The sequence below is a fragment of the Mesorhizobium sp. WSM3873 genome (assembly GCF_001672445.1).
In the GTDB taxonomy this organism is placed as follows: domain Bacteria; phylum Pseudomonadota; class Alphaproteobacteria; order Rhizobiales; family Rhizobiaceae; genus Mesorhizobium.
Map to the genome: position 1 here is coordinate 204,580 of NZ_LYTM01000056.1, position 16,956 is coordinate 221,535.

The following is a 16,956-nucleotide window of genomic DNA, read 5'->3' on the forward strand; positions in this document are numbered from 1 at the left end:
CAGGATGCGCGGCGGTTGGTCCACCATCGGCCTGCCTCGTCCCCTTTGTGCCTCGACTATGCCGTCGGCATTGGCACAGCCTATGAGCCAGTCAATCCCGTCGAATATGCCAGGATGCTAAAGCGTTGAGGCGCGCCAAAATAAAAGAGCCGGCAAAAACGCCGGCTCTTGATGTGGCAGTCCGTGGTGATCAGGCGGCAGCGGGCCTGCGGCCGGCGGCTGTGGCGAGCTCCCGAATCCCGGGCTCGATGTGCTGCAGCGAGATCGAGGAGATGCCCAAACGCATGAAACGCGAGGGCTTTTCGCTGCGGTCGAAGAACCGGTCGCCGGGTTCGATGATGACGCTGCGGGAAGCGGCCGCTTCGGCGAGCCCTCGTGAATCGGTACCGCGCGGGCCCTCCAGCCACAACGATGTGCCTCCCGCCGAGTCGGTCGAGCGCCATTCTGGCAGGAAAGCGGAAATCGCATGGACCAGACGCTTGCGCCGCTCGTCGAAGGCGGCGGAGAGCCTGCGCACCAGCGCCTCGTGATGGCCGAGCGACAAAAACAGCGCAACGGCGCGCTGGTTATTTGCCGGCGGATGCCTGAGCATGAAGCGGCGCAACGCGCGAAGCTCGGCAATCAGTCCTGCCGAAGCGACGATGTAGCCGAGCCTCAGACCCGGAGCCAGCGTCTTCGACATCGAGCCGACATAGATGACGCGGCCCGAGCGATCGAGGCTCTTCAGCGCCTGCTGCGGCGCCTCGTCGAGAAGCTGGCTGTCATAGCCGTCCTCAATGATGATCTGGTTGTTGCGGTTGGCCCGCGACAGCAAATCCTGCCGCCGCTCGGCGGACAACGGCACCATCGTTGGGCAATGGTGGCTAGGGGTGACGAAGACGAACCCGGAATCGCTGGGAATCGCCGAGGTCACGATGCCCGACTGGTCGACAGGGACCGGCTGGATATCTGCACCGGCGAGCCGGAAGATCGAGCGGGCATCCGGATAGCCGGGATCTTCCATTGCTACCTTCGAGCCCTTGGTCATCAACAGCGAGGCGAGCATATAGAGCGCGTTCTGCGCGCCCAGGGTCACGATGATCTCGTCCGGATTGGCGAAGATGCCGCGGCGCGGCAAAAGCCGGGCCTGGATCTGCTCGATGAGCAGCGGATCGTCCCGGTCGACCATGTCCGATGCCCAGTTGCGGATCTCCAGCACCGCGAGCGCCATGCGGTTGCACTCGCGCCATTCCGCGGTCGGAAACAGCGCCGGATCGAACTGGCCGTAGACGAACGGATAGGAGGACTTGATCCAGTTGTCGTGCTTGGCCGGCGGCGGCATATCGCTGGCGGCGATCTGCCGACGCGCCTTCCAGTCGATCTCATTCTGCTGGTCGGGCGCCTTCTGGTGCGGCTTGGCGGGGGTGGCCAGCACTTCAGGGTTGACGAAGTGGCCGCGCCTCTCGCGCGCCACAAGAAAACCTTGGTCGACCAGCTGCTGGAAGGCAAGCACCACCGTGCCGCGGGCAACGCCCAGTTTTTCCGCCAGAATCCGGCAGGATGGCAGCGGCATCGAAGCGGCGATCTGCCGGTCGAGGATGGCTGCGACGATCGCCTGGCGGATCTGTGCCTGGAGAGTTTGTCCGGATTCGGCCGAAATCCGGAACAGGCCGGACCATATGGCCGTGTCATTGCGCTGTGGCATGGGAGATCATCCTCGGATGGCCAGCTGTTTTCACTTGGCTGGACCAGTCGAGTGTAGGGGTGGCACAAGGGGTTGCGCCAATCAATTTTTCTGATCGCTGGGATTTATGCCAGTGATCCATTGGTCACGAAAGGGGCGCGTCCGCCAGGGAAGCGGATGTTGCGGGGCATCATAAAAGCGTGATGCAGTGCGTCACTGCCGCGCTTGAACGAAACGGAAATCCGGCTCAATACAATGTCGCGACGACACGCGCCGGAAACATCGGGCCTGTTAAAATGGTCTAAAAACCCGCCAGGAGCCACCATTGGATCAGTCAGCCTTCGACAAGCAGGTCACCGCCCTGCGTGAGCAGCGCGCGGCAGCCAAGGGCACGATGCGCGAAGCCTTCGCCGCCGATCCCAGGCGCTTCGAGAAATTCTCCGCCACAGATGGCGATCTTCTGCTCGACTGGTCGAAATGCGCGGTCGACGCCGACACGATGGCAATGCTGGAGACGCTCTCCGGCGCCGCCGACCTCGAAGGCCGACGCGCCGCGATGTTCGAAGGCAAGAAGATCAACATCACCGAAAACCGCGCCGTGCTGCACACGGCGCTGCGCAATCTGACCGGCAAGAGTGTCGTGGTCGATGGCCAGGACACCAAGGCCGATGTGATCGCCGTGCTCGACGCGATGGGCGCCTTCGCTGATGCGATTCGCTCCGGCGAGGCGGCCGGCGCCACCGGCAAGAAGATCACCGACATCGTCAATATCGGCATTGGCGGCTCTGATCTTGGCCCGGCGATGGTGACGCTGGCGCTCGCGCCCTACCATGACGGCCCGCGTGCGCATTATGTCTCCAACGTCGACGGCGCCCACATCCACGACACGCTGAAAGGCCTGTCTCCCGAGACGACTTTGTTCATCATCGCCTCCAAGACTTTCACCACTGTCGAGACGATGACCAATGCCGAGACGGCGCGCAGATGGGTGGAAAAGGCGCTGGGCAAGCAAGCGATCGGCAAGCATTTCGCCGCCGTCTCGACCGCGCTCGACCTGGTGGCCAAGTTCGGCATCGCCTCCGACCGCGTCTTCGGTTTCTGGGACTGGGTCGGCGGCCGCTACTCGGTCTGGAGCGCCATTGGCCTGCCGGTGATGATCGCCATCGGCCCGCGCAATTTCCGCGCCTTCCTCGACGGCGCGCATGAGATGGACGAGCATTTCCGCTCGGCCCCCCTGCAAAAGAACCTGCCTGTTTTGCTGGGGCTGATCGGCTGGTGGCACCGCGTCGTCTGCAAATACCCGGCCCGTGCCGTCATTCCATACGATCAGCGCCTGTCGCGCCTGCCGGCCTATCTGCAGCAGCTCGATATGGAATCGAACGGCAAGAGCGTGACACTGGACGGCGGCCCGGTGACTACGCCGACCGGCCCGCTGGTCTGGGGCGAGCCCGGTACCAACGGCCAGCACGCCTTTTTCCAGCTTTTGCACCAGGGCAGCGATTTCATCCCGGTCGAGTTTCTTGCCGCAGCCGTCAGCCACGAGCCCGAGCTGAGGACCCACCACGATCTCTTGCTTGCCAATTGCCTGGCGCAGTCGGAAGCCTTCATGAAGGGCCGCACGCTGGAAGAGGCGCGCGCGCAGATGCTGGCCAAGGGCATGAAGCCCGCCGATGTCGATCGCATCGCGCCGCATCGCGTCTTTTCGGGCAACCGTCCGTCGCTCACCATCCTCTACCGGAAGCTTGATCCGCGCACGCTCGGTCGCCTGATCGCGCTCTATGAGCATCGCGTCTTCGTCGAGGGCACGCTGTTCAACATCAATTCGTTCGACCAGTGGGGTGTCGAACTCGGCAAGGAACTGGCGACAGGCCTGCTGCCTGTCGTGGAAGGCAAGGAGACTGCCGCAAAACGCGACGCCTCGACTGCCGGATTGGTGGCTCATGTCCACCAATTGCGTGGCGCGGAGTAAACGGATTGGCGGATATCAAGGGAATTCTGTTCGACAAGGACGGGACGCTTGTCGACTTCAACGCTACCTGGCTCGGCATTGCCGATTTCATGGCCATGGACGCCGCCGAAGGCGATCGCTGGAAAGCCGACAGGTTGCTCGCCGCCGCCGGCTTCGATTTCGTCAGCAAGCGCTTCAAGCCGGATTCGATCTTTGCCTCGGGCTCGAACATGGACGTCGTCGAGCTCTGGTTCCCGCGCCTGTCGGAGGAGGACCAGATGCTGGCCGTCGCCCGCTTCAACGAGATCACCTCGGTTCAGGGCTCGTCGATGGCTGTCGCTCTGCCCGGTATCGTCGAATCGCTGCGGGCGCTGCACAAGCGATCCTTCCGGCTGGGCGTCGCCACCAACGATTCCACCAGCGGCGCCGAGAAGACGCTCGCCACGCTCGGTGTCGCGCAGCTCTTCGACGCCGCCTTCGGCTATGATGCGGTCGCGAATCCGAAGCCCGCGCCCGACACGGTCATCGCGTTCTGCGATCTGACGGGACTGAAGCCCGGCGAGATCGCCATGGTCGGCGACAATCGCCACGATCTCGAAATGGCGCGCGCCGGCGGCTGCGGCCTGGCGATCGGCGTGCTTTCCGGCACGGGCACGCGTGACTCGCTGTCGCCGATGGCCGACGTCATCCTGGATTCGGTCGCCGACCTGCCGGATTTTCTCGCCGCGCGGATGAGTGTGCCGGCGGGCTGATCAGGGCTCGCTGGGAAGGAAGGCAAATACCCCGCTCGGTTTCGGCGCGCTACCGCCGTTTCCGCCGACATCAGGCACCTGATACTCGCCAAGCAGGCGAAGCCGCCGCCTGGGTAGCCAGGCGCGGCCCGGGTCGCCGACCAGCACCTCGATGCCCGCGGCAAGGCAGCGGTCGAGGAAGGGGACGATCCGCCGCGCGACCGCTTGCCCGTAGAAAACGTCGCCGGCGAGCACAACGTCGACCGACGGCGGCGGACCGGCGCTGATGTCCTCGCCGATTATGATGATGGCGACGCCGTTGGCCTCCGCGTTGAGGCGGAGCGCGACGATGCCGTTGCGGTCGATCTCCGCCGCGGTCACTTCCCTAGCCCCGGCTCGCGCCGCGGCGATACCGACAAGGCCGGAACCCGCGCCGAGGTCGAGCACGCGCCGGCCCGCAACGGTTGACGGCCGGTCGAGAACATAGCGCGCCAGCACTGCGCCGCCCGCCCAGGCATAGGCCCAGTAGGGCGGCTGCGGCTCGGCCGCGTGCTCATGCGAGCCGTCCTCCGGTTCCAGCAGCCGCCTCAGCCCGCTGCCGGGATGGGCCGTATAGAGCCGGATTTCAGGCAGCGACGGCACCGGCTGAAGCCGCATGTTCGCCTTGATGAATTCGGCGGGATCGAGGTCGGCGCGATGTATTGGCGTCAGGCCGGCAACATTTTCGTTCAAATCTGCTCCCGCAACGCGCGCCGCAGGATCTTGCCGACCGGCGTCTTCGGCAGTTCGGCGCGGAATTCGATGTATCTCGGCCGCTTGTAGCCGGTCAGGTTCTCGCGGCAATAGACAGTCAGCGTCTCGATGGTGAGCGCTGGATCCTTCCTGACCACGAACAGCTTCGGCACCTCGCCGGAGTGCTCGTCCGGCACGCCGATCGCCGCCACTTCGAGCACGCCCGGGTGCTGCGCCACGACTTCTTCCAACTCGTTCGGATAGACGTTGAAACCGGAGACCAGGATCATGTCCTTCTTGCGGTCGACGATCTTGGTGTAGCCGCGCTCATCCATGAAGCCCATGTCGCCCGACTTGAAGAACCCGTCCTTGGTCATCACCTTGGCGGTCTCGTCCGGCCGGTTCCAGTAGCCGGCCATAACCTGCGGACCCCGGATGCAGATCTCTCCGACTTCGCCGAGCGGCACGTTGTTGCCGTCGTCGTCGCGGATGGCGATCTCGGTCGATGGCAGCGGCAGGCCGATCGTGCCGGTAAAGTCGCTGGAGCTGAACTTGTTGGCGGTCGCCACCGGCGAGGTTTCGGAAAGTCCGTAGCCTTCGCTCACCGGACAGCCCGTCAGCGCCTTCCAGCGCTCGGCCACGCCTTTCTGCACCGCCATGCCGCCGCCGAGAGTGAGGATCAGCGGCTTGAAGTCGAGCTTGCGGAAATCCTCATTGTTGAGCAGCGCGTTGAACAGCGTGTTGAGGCCGGGAAAGATGTGGACCGGGTATTTCTGCAGTTCTTTCACGAAGCCGGGAATGTCGCGCGGGTTCGGAATGAGCACGTTCTGCGCGCCTTGCTGCATGCCCATCAGCGCGTTCACCGTCAGCGCGAAGATGTGGTAGAGCGGCAGCGCGCAAACAAAGTTGAGATGCGCCGGCTTCGGCTTGACCGTATAGGCGTCCTCCACCCAGAGCGAATTCTGCGCCACGTTGGACAAGACGTTGCGGTGCAGCAGCGTCGCGCCTTTCGACACGCCGGTCGTGCCGCCCGTATATTGCAGGAAGGCGATATCGTCGCCCGATACCGCCGCCGGCTTGAAGGCGCTTGCCGAGCCCGCCTTGAGCGCGGCGTTGAATTTGACGTGGCCGGGCAGCGACCAGGCGGGAACCATCTTCTTCACCCGCCGCACGACGAGGTTGACGATCGCGCCTTTCAGCCCGCCCAGCATGTCGCCCATCGCCGCCACCACGACATGCTTGACCGGCGTCCTGGCGATCACCGCCTGCAGCGTGTTGGCGAAGTTCTCCAGAATGACGATGGCCTGCGCGCCGGAATCCTTGAGCTGATGCTCCAGCTCGCGCGGCGTGTAGAGCGGGTTGACGTTCACCACCGTGAAGCCGGCGCGAAGCACGGCCATCATCGCTACCGGGTATTGCAAAACGTTCGGCATCATCAGCGCCACGCGCGCGCCCTTCTCCAGACCCTTCGATTGCAGATGGGCGCCGAAGGCCGCTGAAAGCCGCTCGAGCTCGGCATAGGAGATCGACTTGCCCATGCACACGAACGCCGGCCGGCTGGCGAACTGCTTGCAGGCGCCGACGAGGAAGTCGCCGATGGAATCGTAAGGCAGCGGACCGATCTCGGCCGGCATGTTCTTCGGATAGTGTTTCAGCCAAGGCTTTTCCGGCAATCCTGCCGCGAGTTCCGTGATCGCCTTGGGCAGCCGCCTGGCCGATCCCGAGGCCGTCTTTGCGGCCGCAGGCCTGGCGGTCCTTGCGGTTGCAGCCTTGGCGGCGGATTTGGGGTTCGTCTTTTTTGCAGCGGCAGCCGGTTTCACAGTGGTCTTCGGCTTGGAGCCGGCCTTTGCAGGTGACGGCGTTTTGGCTGGCGAAGCGGTCTTGGAAGATGAAGCCTTGGGCACGCCCGCATCGACGGGCGCGGCCTTGGCTCTTGCCTTCGCCGGGGGCGTTGTCTTTGCTGCTTTTGCCACCAAATCCCTCCCTGGTGTCCTGGTCTTGCTGCTGCGCCGCATCTCTTTCCGATTTCGGAAGCGTTCCTCCCGCTGCGGCCGATTGCGGATTCCACGAAATCCGGCCTGACGTCTATGTATTGCCTCTATCGGCGGCCGTGCAAGTCTTGCCCCAGCGGCAGCGGCGGAAAGATTTGCCGCCGAAATCCCATCCCTCGACGCCTCCTTCAGGCGCGACCCGACGAGTATCTGGGATGGCAGGCAGTAGCTCCTCGTTCCATTTCGGCAGAGGCTCAATCAATAAAAAAATGCGGTTGTTAACATTAGCGTGAGCGAAAAATTCTGCTCATTTTTTCTGCTACTTGAGGAAAATGCGGATTCTTTTCCTGCTTACCGTGGGGTACGCAAACGGGGTGTTCCAAAGCCCCAAAAACGGTGCTTATATGCGCGCTTCGCGAGCCTGATAGAGGGGCTTGGAAGAACATCAGGGAGTGCTCAATGAAAAAGACAATGACTTTTGCAGCCGCGTTGCTGGCTGCAAGCGTCCTCGGCGGGATGGCCAATGCAAAGACGCTTGTTTATTGCTCGGAAGCGTCGCCGGCCAATTTCGATCCGGGTACGACGACGGGCGGCAACGACTTCGACGCTTCGTCGCGCACGGTCTATTCGCGCCTGGTCGAGTTCAAGCATGGCGGCACCGAGATCGAGCCCGGCCTCGCCGACAAATGGGAAATCTCCGACGACGGCCTGGTGTATACTTTCCACCTGCACCCTGGCGTGAAGTTCCAGACCACCGACTATTTCAAGCCGACCCGCGACCTCAATGCCGATGACGTCGTCTTCTCGTTCGACCGTCAGTTCAACAAGCAGAATCCGTGGAACGGCGAGAAGTATCTGCCGAACCTGACCTGGGACTACTACACCGGCATGGACATGCCGAAATACGTCGCCAAGTGGGAAAAGGTCGACGACCTCACCGTCAAGCTGACGCTGACCGAGCCGAACGCGCCGATGCTGGCCAATCTCGGCATGGACTTCGCCTCGATCGTGTCGAAGGAATATGCCGACCAGCTCGAGAAGGAAGGCAAGATGGCCGACTTCTCGACCAAGCCGATCGGCACCGGGCCGTTCCAGTTCGTCGACTATCAGCTCGACTCGGTCATCCGCTATGCGGCGAACCCCGACTACTTCAAGGGCAAGGAGAAGATCGACGATCTGGTCTTCGCCATCACGCCTGACGCGACCGCCCGCATCCAGAAGGTGCTGGCCGGCGAATGCGATGTCGCTCCCTATCCCAACCCGGCGGACATCGCCACCATCAAGGCCAACAAGGACGTGACCCTGATGGATCAGGCCGGCCTTAACATCGGCTACATGAGCTACAACACGACGATCCCGCCGCTCGACAAGCCGGAGGTTCGTCACGCGCTCAACCAGGCGATCGACCGGGAAGCGCTGATCAAGTCGCTGTTCCAGGACGCTGGCGCGACGCCGGCGCAGAACCTGATCCCGCCGACCATGTGGTCGTGGAACAAGGATGTGAAGTTCGATTCCTATGACCCGGAAGCGGCCAAGAAGGTGCTGGCCGACGCCGGCCTGAAGGAAATCCAGCTCTGGGCTTCCGACCGCGTTCGTCCTTACAACCCGAACTTCCAGCGCGCGGCTGAGCTGATCCAGGCCGACTGGGCCAAGGTCGGCGTCAAGGCCGAGATCGTCAACTACGAGTGGACCAAGTATCGCGAGGAAGGCAAGAAGAAGGAGCGTCCCGGCGCCTTCCAGATCGGCTGGACCGGCGACAATGGCGATCCGGACAATTTCTTCGCCACCCTCTTCGCGTGCTCGGCCATCGGCGTCTCGAACTATTCCAGCTGGTGCGACAAGGACTTCGAGGACCTGATCCAGAAGGCCAAGAAGACCAGCGACCAGGGCGAGCGCACCAAGCTCTATGAGCAGGCCCAGGAAATCTTCGCCAAGCAGGCGCCGGCCTTCCTGCTGGCTCACAGCCAGGTCTATGCCGTTGTCCGCAACAACGTCAGCGGCTTCAAGATGGACCCGCTCGGCATTCATCGCTTCGACGGCGTTGACAAGGCCGAGTAATATTTGCGAACGGGGCGGCGCGAATTGTCGCCGCCCCATTCCATTTCACGATGCTCAGATATCTCCTCAACAAAATCGCACTTCTGATCCCGACGCTCGTCGGCATCACCATCTGCGCCTTCGCCTTTGTCCGGCTGCTGCCCGGCGATCCGATCCTGGCCATGGCCGGCGAGCACGGCGTCACCCCCGCCCGCTACGAAGAGCTCAAGGAACAGTTCGGCTACAATCTGCCGGTCTGGGAGCAGTATGCGCGCTATGTCGGCGAGGTCGCAACCGGCGATTTCGGCGTCTCGATTTCCTCCAAGCGCCCGGTGCTCCAAGAGTTCAAGACGCTCTTCCCGGCGACGCTGGAATTGTCCTTCTTCGCCATGATCTTCGCCATGGCGATCGGCATCCCGGCCGGCATATTCGCGGCCGTCAAACGCGGCTCATGGTTCGATCAGTCGTTGATGGGCACCGCGCTGGTCGGCTATTCCATGCCGATCTTCTGGTGGGGCCTGCTGCTCATCATCTTCTTTTCCGGCTATCTCGGCTGGACGCCGGTGTCGGGCCGCATGGGCCTGCAGTTCTTCCTGAAGCCGATCACCGGTTTCATGACCATCGACAGCATTCTCTACGGCAAATGGGACGCGCTGCGCTCGGCGCTCAGCCATCTCATCCTGCCGGCGATCGTGCTCGGCACGATTCCGCTGGCGGTGATCGCGCGCCAGACCCGTTCGGCCATGCTCGAGGTGCTCGGTGAAGACTATGTCCGCACCGCCCGCGCCAAGGGCCTTTCCGCCGCCCGCGTCATCGGTGCGCACGCACTTCGCAACGCCCTGATCCCGGTCGTCACCACGATCGGCCTGCAGGTCGGCACGCTGCTTGCCGGCGCCATCCTCACCGAAACCATCTTCGCCTGGCCGGGCATCGGCAAGTGGATGGTCGATTCCATCTTCAAGCGCGACTATGTCGTCGTGCAGTCAGGTCTGCTTTTGATCGCACTCATCGTCATGGCCGTTAACCTCATCGTCGACGTGCTTTATGCCGTCATCAACCCGCGCATCAGGGCGGCGTGATGAGCCAGTCGACCGAAATCGCCCCGATGGCCGCCGGCAGCCCGGACCGGCTGACCGGCTTCAAGACCTTCTGGCACTATTTCTCGGTGAACCGCGGCGCCGTCATCGGCCTGGTCGTCTTCATCCTGCTGGTGCTGGCGGCGCTCTTTGCGCCGTTGCTCGCGCCCTATGCGCCCGACGTGCAGGACAAGACCGCCTTCCTCAGGCCGCCGGCCTGGCAGGCGGGCGGCAGCTCGCAATATATCCTCGGGACCGATCCGGTCGGCCGCGACATCCTCTCGCGCCTGCTCTATGGCGCGCGTTTCTCGCTGCTCATCGGCGCCGTCGTCGTCACGCTGGCCCTCGTTGGCGGCATCACGCTCGGCTTGCTGGCAGGCTATTTCCGCGGCTGGGTCGACGTCGCGATCATGCGCGTCATGGACCTGATCCTGGCCTTCCCGTCGCTGCTTCTGGCGCTGGTGCTGGTCACCATTCTCGGGCCCGGCCTGTTCAATGCGATGCTGGCGATCTCGCTCGTCCTGCAGCCGCATTTCGCCCGCCTGGTGCGCGCTGCCGTGATGGCCGAGAAGAGCCGCGAATATGTCGTAGCTGCCAAGGTCGCCGGCGCCGGGCACCTGAGGCTGATGCTCAGGACCATCCTGCCGAACTGCCTGGCGCCTCTGATCGTCCAGGGCACGCTGTCCTTCTCGAACGCCATCCTCGAAGCCGCAGCGCTTGGCTTCCTTGGTCTCGGCGCGCAGCCGCCGACGCCTGAATGGGGCACCATGCTGGCCTCGGCGCGCGAATTCATCCTGCGCGCCTGGTGGGTGGTGACTTTCCCCGGCCTTGCCATACTTATCACGGTGCTCGCCATCAACCTGATCGGCGACGGCCTGCGCGACGCGCTCGATCCGAAGCTCAGGAGGTCGTGATGGCATTGCTCGACATCCAGAACCTCGTCGTCGAGTTCCAGACCGCCTCCGGCCCGTTCCGCGCCGTCGACGGCGTCTCGCTCCGTGTCGACGAGCGCGAGGTGCTCGCCATCGTCGGCGAATCCGGCTCCGGCAAGTCGGTGTCGATGCTGGCGGTTATGGGCTTGCTGCCCTGGACGGCCACTGTCACCGCCGACCGCATGACGTTTGGCGGCCGCGATCTCCTCAAGATGGGTCCGGCCGAGCGCCGCAAGATCATCGGCAAGGACATTGCCATGATCTTCCAGGAGCCGATCGCCAGTCTCAACCCTTGCTTCACCGTCGGCTTTCAGATCGAGGAAGTGCTGCGCTTCCATCTTGGCATGGATCGCGCACAGCGCCGGGCGCGCGCCATCGAGTTGTTGAAGCAGGTCGGCATTCCGGAGCCGGCCGAGCGGCTCAACTCCTTCCCGCATCAGATGTCGGGCGGTCAATGCCAGCGCGTCATGATCGCGATGGCCATTGCCTGCAATCCGAAGCTGCTGATCGCCGACGAGCCGACCACCGCGCTCGACGTCACCATCCAGAAGCAAATTCTCGACCTGCTTGTGTCGCTGCAGGCCAAATACGGCATGGGCCTGATCATGATCACCCACAACATGGGCGTGGTCGCCGAGACCGCCGACCGCGTCATCGTCCAGTACAAGGGCCGCAAGATGGAAGAGGCCGACGTGCTGTCGCTGTTTGAGAACCCCAAGAGCAACTACACGCGCGCGCTGCTGTCTGCGCTGCCGGAGAACGCCGTCGGCGACCGGTTGCCGACCGTCTCCGACATGCTGTTCGAGCCGGCGCCCCCAGAAGCCAGTGCATGACCGGAGCCGGCGCATGACCAAGGTTGTCGAAGGCAAGAACATCAAGCGCGACTACCATGTCGGCGGCGGCCTGTTCCGCCCCGCGCGCACGGTGCATGCGGTGAAGGGCGTCTCCTTCAGCGTCGATAAGGGCAAGACGCTCGCCATCGTCGGCGAAAGCGGCTGCGGCAAGTCCACGCTCGCCCGCATCATCACGCTGATCGATCCTGCGACCGCCGGCGATTTGTTCATCGACGGCAACAAGGTCGACATCGCCAAGGACGGATTGACCAAGGAAATGCGTCGCAAGGTGCAGATCGTCTTCCAGAATCCCTACGGGTCGCTCAACCCGCGTCAAAAGATCGGCGACGTGCTCGGCGAGCCGCTGCTGATCAATACCGATAAGCCGGCCGAGGAACGCCGCGACCTGGCGATGAAGATGCTGAAGAAGGTCGGTCTCGGCCCCGAGCACTACAACCGCTATCCGCATATGTTCTCCGGCGGTCAGCGCCAGCGTATCGCCATTGCCCGCGCACTGATGCTGAACCCGAGCCTGCTGGTGCTGGACGAGCCGGTCTCGGCGCTCGATCTTTCGGTGCAGGCGCAGGTGCTCAACCTGCTCGCCGACCTGCAGGACGAGTTCAAGCTGACCTATGTCTTCATCAGTCACGATCTGTCGGTGGTGCGTTATATCGCCGACGACGTGATGGTGATGTATTTCGGCGAGGCGGTCGAATACGGCTCGCGCGACGAGGTCTTCTCGGACCCCAAGCACAGCTACACCAAGACGCTTTTCGCCGCGACGCCGCGCGCCGACGTGGCAAGCATCAAGGCGAGGCTGGCGAAGAAGGCGGCGTAGGCTCGAACCAGACGTCCGGGCGTCACGACAGCTTCGCAATGATTGCCCGCAGCGCTTCGCCGAAACGGTGCACTTCCTCGACCGTGTTGTAGTGCACCAGCGAGGCGCGGATCGCGCCGCTGTCCATCGACAGGTGGAGCCGCTTCATCAGCCGCGGCGCGTACATATGACCGTCGCGGATGCCGATCTGCAAGGCCGCCATCTCCTCGACGATCCTCTGCGGCGACAGTGTGCCGATGTTGAAGCAGAAGGTCGGCACGCGCTCATGGATGCGCGCCTCGTCGGCGACGCCGTAAATTGTCGCGCCGCAGGCCTTCAGCACCTTCATCATCTCGCGCGCCAGCGTCAGCTCGTAGTCGCGAATGGCGTTCATGCCGGCGACGATGTTGTCGCGGCGCGAGCGGTTGTTCTCGGCCAAGAAATTGCGGCCGATCGACTCCAGGTAGCGCACCGCTGCGTCCATGCCGGAGACATTCTCGTAGATGAAGGTGCCGGCCTCGACCTTGTAGGGCGGCTCATCCGGGATGAAGTCCTCGCGAAAGGTCGGCAGCCGCTTCAGCGTTTCGAAGCGGCCCCAGAGAAAACCCATATGCGGCGAGAAATTCTTGTAGCCTGAGCAGACGAGATAGTCGCAGTCCCAGGCCTGCACGTCGATCAGCCCGTGCGGCCCGTAATGCACGCAGTCGAGGAACACTTCCGCGCCTGCCGCATGCGCGATCTTGGCGACCGAAGCGACATCGACAATCGAGCCGATCGAGTGCGCGGTTACCGTGCAGGCGACGAGCCGGGTGCGGTCCGACATTAGCGGCTTGAGGTCGTCGACATGCAGATTGCCGTCCTCGCGCATGCGCCACCATTTGAACCTGGCGCCGGCCTGCTCCAGCGCCAGCCATGTCGCGATGTTGGCGTCATGATCCATGTCGGTGACGACGATCTCGTCGCGTTCCGCAAGCATCTGGCCGATGCCGAGGCTGACCAGGCGGATGAACGAGGTGGCGTTCATGCCGAAGCAGATTTCGGACGGGCTGTAGGCGTTGATCAAAACCGCCACGCTTTCACGCGCTTCGGCGACGGACTGGTCGACGGTGACGCTGCGGCCGTAGCGGCCGCCGCGCTGCACGTTGTGCTCCACCAGATGGCTGGTCACCGCGTCGAGCACGCTTTGCGGGATCTGCGCACCGGCGGCGTTGTCCATGAAGATGAAGTCGCCGGCCTGCCGGAGCGCAGGGAACATGGCGCGGATCTTCTCGACCGGGAACGAAGCGGCGCTCTCCTGCGCTTTCGAAACGTGGTGCTGGTTCACGGGAGTCTCCTTCAGCTAATCGAGGTCATTCCAAGGGATCAGCGCGCGGACCGGGCTTTACCACGCTCTTCGAGGTAGCCGACCAACCGCACCAGCGGCCACAGGAAGGCGAGATAGATGATCGCCGCGCCGATCAGCGGCGTCGGATTGGCCATCAGCGCCTGCGCGTCGGTCGCCTGCTTCAAGAGGTCCGGCATCGCCACCACCGAGGCGAGCGCGGTGTCCTTGAACACCGAGACGCAGTTGCTGGTGAGCGGCGGAATGACGACACGGATCGCTTGCGGCAGGATCACCTTGCGCATGGCGACCCAAAAGGGCAGGCCGAGCGCCGAGGCCGCCTCGAACTGGCCCTTCGGAATGTTCTCGATGCCGGCGCGGCAGACTTCCGCCGTGAAGGCCGCCAACACCAGCGACAGCGCAAGTGCTGCCGAGACGAAGGACGACAGGCGGATGCCGATGAAGGGCAGGGCGTAGTAGATCAGGATCAGCACCACCAGGATCGGAAGCGCGCGGAACATGTCGATATAGAGCGTCGCCAGCCGCCTGAGCGGCTTCGGCGCGTAGAGCCGCACCAGGCAGATCGCCAGCCCGCCGATCGTGCCGAAGATGATCGCCGCGCAGCCGAGCAGAATGGTGTTGCCAAGACCGCGGATCAGGATCGGAAACGATCGGACCAGGATGCCCCAGTTGAAGAAGGTGTCGATCAGTTCCATCGGCGCTCACCGTGAGACAAGGTTCGCCGTGTTTGGCGAGACCCAAATGGTCGAAGCGAGAGCGCCAACTCTTGCTGCCGCTCCCGTCTAAATTTCTGATCAGCCGGCTTATTGCGGGATCGGGCCAGGCGTCACCGTGCTGGTGCCGGCTTCCGGATCGACGCCGAACCACTTTTTGTGGATCGCGGCCATGGTGCCATCCTTCTTCATTTCGCTGATGGCGTCGTTGACCTTTTCAAGCAGCGGATGGCCCTTCTTGGTCATCATGGCGAAGCGCTCGCCGGTCGGGATGCGCACCAGGATCTTTAGCGCTGGCATCTGCTTGATGGCGAACAGGAAGCCGGCGAGCTCGCCCGCGCCGCCGTCGATGCGGCCGTTCTGCACGTCGAGCAGAAGGTCCTGCTGGGCGTTGTAGCTCTTGGTTTCTGCAACGCCGAGCTTGGCGGCGTTCTCCTTCATGTAGGCTTCGCCTGTCGAGCCGGCGATGACCCCGATGGTCTTGCCCTTCAGATCGTCGAGCGATTTGATGGCGGAATCCGCCTTGCCGACGATGGTACCGTCGCTGTCGTAATAGGCTTGCGTGAAGCCCTGGTTCTGCAGCCGCTCCTTGGTGACCGAGATCGAGGACACGGCAAAGTCGATGCGGCCCGAAGCGGTCGCTGCGAACAGCGCCTGGAAGCCGAGATCCTGGAACTCGACCTCTGCGCCGATGCGCTTGGCGACATCATTGGCGACGTCGATCTCAAACCCCTCGAAGGCGCCCGAATCGGTCTTGTATTCCCATGGCGGGTTGGCCGGATAGGCGCCCACCATGATCTTGTCGGCGAAGGCGGGCGCCGCAAAGGCGAGGCCGGCAGCGACGGCCATCCCAATCAGTCCTAGACGTTTCAACATCTTGCTTCCCTCTGGTTCGGTTCCTGATCCGCCCCTTTCCGGCGCCAAACTCCCGGGCGCCGCAGGCGAGGCGGTACCTGAATTCACGACGCGCGGCGTCGCCGCGACCCGATATGCTCCGTGAGCTGCGCGATCAGCGCATCGACCGCCGTCTCTGTGGTGACCATGCCGGGAGACAGCCGCAGCGTCGTGCCGCGCGCATCGCAGTAAAGCCGCTCGTCGCGAAGCGCAGCTATGATCTTCGCCGGCTCGGTACCTTGCGGCAGGCCGAGCATCACGCTGCCGCCACGTTCACTGGCATCGATCGGCGAGCGGACCTCCCAGCCATTTTCCAATGCGGCACCGATGATACGCTCGACGAGCCCGGCATTCTGCGCGCGAATGACGTCGATTCCGGTCTGTTCCACCCACTCCAGCCCGGGCAGCGAGGCGACGCTTGCCAGGATAGCCGGCGTGCCATGATCGAAGCGGCGCGCATCGTCGGCGTAAGTGAAAGCGTCGAGGTCCCAGGAGAACGGGTTCGGCTGGCTGAACCAGCCCCGCAACTCCGGCCGGCAGGACGCCAAAAGGTCAGGCGCGACCTGCAAGATGCCGGCGCCGGAGGATCCGCACAGCCATTTTAGCGAGGTCGAGACGACGAAATCGACCGGCGTTGCCGCAACCGAAAACGGCGCCACGCCGATGCCCTGTGTGACGTCGACGCCGACTATGCTGCCCATGGCGCGGCCATGCGCGGCGAGGCGGCCGATATCGCAGCGGTGCGAGGCCGTCGAGGTGACGAAGGTGATGAGCGCGAGCCCGACATCCGCCTGCCAGCGGTCGATGAAATCCTGGTCGCGAACCCAGGTCTCGCCAGGCCGCAATGGGACGGTGTCGAGGGTGAAGCCGAAACGCTCTCCCAACCCCGCGAGCAGGAAATGCAGGCTAGGAAAACAGTCGGCGGCGACCAGCAGCCGCTTTCCCGGCAGCCGCCCCGTCGGCAAGCCACCGATCAGGCTATAGAGCGCTGCGGTGACATTCTCGGCCGTGGTCAGCGTGCCTTGCGGCGCCTCGATCAGCCGCCTCCAGGCATCGATGAAGCGTTGCCGCGCCGCAAGCGCGGCAGGCCACTGACCGTCGTCTTCCGCCGACCAGATGTTGGAGAAATTCGTCAGCGAGACGGCCATTCGCTCGGCCTTGCCGGGGAAGGTGCCGATCGAATGACAGAGAAAATAGCCGGACATTCGCTGTCTCGCTCCCTGTGATCATGTGATCACAAATACGGA

At 63.6% G+C, this 16,956-nt stretch carries 15 protein-coding genes; 8 read left to right on the forward strand and 7 right to left on the reverse strand.

The genetic code is table 11. The features are described from left to right. Positions 1-190: 190 nt before the first annotated feature. Complete coding sequence (locus A9K71_RS28280; RefSeq protein ID WP_067003631.1) at positions 191-1,684, reverse strand: PLP-dependent aminotransferase family protein; 1,494 nt, start codon at positions 1,682-1,684, stop codon at positions 191-193. A gap of 304 nt (positions 1,685-1,988) precedes the next feature. Between A9K71_RS28280 and pgi the strand changes: the two genes are divergently transcribed. Both pgi and A9K71_RS28290 read left to right on the forward strand, forming a co-directional pair. Then, a complete protein-coding gene (gene pgi / locus A9K71_RS28285) occupies positions 1,989-3,632 on the forward strand; it encodes a glucose-6-phosphate isomerase (protein WP_067003632.1) in 1,644 nt (547 codons plus the stop codon). A gap of 5 nt (positions 3,633-3,637) precedes the next feature. Continuing rightward, positions 3,638-4,363: an HAD family hydrolase gene (locus tag A9K71_RS28290; protein ID WP_067003634.1), complete on the forward strand. Its 726-nt coding sequence runs from the start codon at positions 3,638-3,640 to the stop codon at positions 4,361-4,363. Here the strand turns inward: A9K71_RS28290 and A9K71_RS28295 are convergent, their stop codons facing one another. After that, the gene (locus A9K71_RS28295) at positions 4,364-5,074 is read right to left on the reverse strand and encodes a 50S ribosomal protein L11 methyltransferase (RefSeq protein WP_067003636.1); all 711 of its coding nucleotides are present in this window, start codon (positions 5,072-5,074) and stop codon (positions 4,364-4,366) included. Continuing rightward, positions 5,071-6,780: a long-chain fatty acid--CoA ligase gene (locus A9K71_RS28300; protein WP_280940583.1), complete on the reverse strand. Its 1,710-nt coding sequence runs from the start codon at positions 6,778-6,780 to the stop codon at positions 5,071-5,073. The genes A9K71_RS28295 and A9K71_RS28300 overlap by 4 nt, the downstream gene beginning before the upstream one ends. Between A9K71_RS28300 and A9K71_RS32755 the strand changes: the two genes are divergently transcribed. The 6 genes from A9K71_RS32755 to A9K71_RS28325 all read left to right on the forward strand — a co-directional run bounded on the left by A9K71_RS32755 (position 6,764) and on the right by A9K71_RS28325 (position 12,781). Next, complete coding sequence (locus A9K71_RS32755) at positions 6,764-7,156, forward strand: hypothetical protein (protein ID WP_245299812.1); 393 nt, start codon at positions 6,764-6,766, stop codon at positions 7,154-7,156. The two genes, A9K71_RS28300 and A9K71_RS32755, sit on opposite strands and share 17 nt — an antisense overlap. Before the next feature lie 368 nt (positions 7,157-7,524). Then, the gene (locus tag A9K71_RS28305; protein ID WP_067003638.1) at positions 7,525-9,123 is read left to right on the forward strand and encodes an ABC transporter substrate-binding protein; all 1,599 of its coding nucleotides are present in this window, start codon (positions 7,525-7,527) and stop codon (positions 9,121-9,123) included. A gap of 50 nt (positions 9,124-9,173) precedes the next feature. After that, positions 9,174-10,181: an ABC transporter permease subunit gene (locus A9K71_RS28310; protein WP_067003640.1), complete on the forward strand. Its 1,008-nt coding sequence runs from the start codon at positions 9,174-9,176 to the stop codon at positions 10,179-10,181. A gap of 26 nt (positions 10,182-10,207) precedes the next feature. After that, on the forward strand, positions 10,208-11,092 hold the full coding sequence (locus A9K71_RS28315; RefSeq protein WP_067003755.1) for an ABC transporter permease subunit: 885 nt from the start codon (positions 10,208-10,210) through the stop codon (positions 11,090-11,092). Further along, positions 11,092-11,943, forward strand: coding sequence for an ABC transporter ATP-binding protein (locus tag A9K71_RS28320; RefSeq protein WP_082953860.1), 852 nt, complete (start codon positions 11,092-11,094; stop codon positions 11,941-11,943). The genes A9K71_RS28315 and A9K71_RS28320 overlap by 1 nt, the downstream gene beginning before the upstream one ends. A 13-nt stretch (positions 11,944-11,956) precedes the next feature. Beyond that, positions 11,957-12,781, forward strand: coding sequence for a dipeptide ABC transporter ATP-binding protein (locus A9K71_RS28325; RefSeq protein WP_067003757.1), 825 nt, complete (start codon positions 11,957-11,959; stop codon positions 12,779-12,781). 22 nt (positions 12,782-12,803) lie between these two features. On the opposite strand, the gene A9K71_RS28330 is transcribed toward A9K71_RS28325, so the two are convergent. The 4 genes from A9K71_RS28330 to A9K71_RS28345 all read right to left on the reverse strand — a co-directional run bounded on the left by A9K71_RS28330 (position 12,804) and on the right by A9K71_RS28345 (position 16,914). Then, a complete protein-coding gene (locus tag A9K71_RS28330) occupies positions 12,804-14,084 on the reverse strand; it encodes a cysteine desulfurase-like protein (RefSeq protein WP_067003643.1) in 1,281 nt (426 codons plus the stop codon). A gap of 38 nt (positions 14,085-14,122) precedes the next feature. Continuing rightward, positions 14,123-14,797 (reverse strand): amino acid ABC transporter permease, encoded by a 675-nt coding sequence (locus tag A9K71_RS28335; protein ID WP_067003645.1) that lies wholly within the window; start codon positions 14,795-14,797, stop codon positions 14,123-14,125. A gap of 108 nt (positions 14,798-14,905) precedes the next feature. Then, the gene (locus A9K71_RS28340; RefSeq protein ID WP_067003647.1) at positions 14,906-15,691 is read right to left on the reverse strand and encodes an ABC transporter substrate-binding protein; all 786 of its coding nucleotides are present in this window, start codon (positions 15,689-15,691) and stop codon (positions 14,906-14,908) included. Between the two features lie 83 nt (positions 15,692-15,774). After that, positions 15,775-16,914, reverse strand: coding sequence for an aminotransferase class V-fold PLP-dependent enzyme (locus A9K71_RS28345; RefSeq protein ID WP_067003649.1), 1,140 nt, complete (start codon positions 16,912-16,914; stop codon positions 15,775-15,777). Between the last annotated feature and the right edge of the window lie 42 nt (positions 16,915-16,956).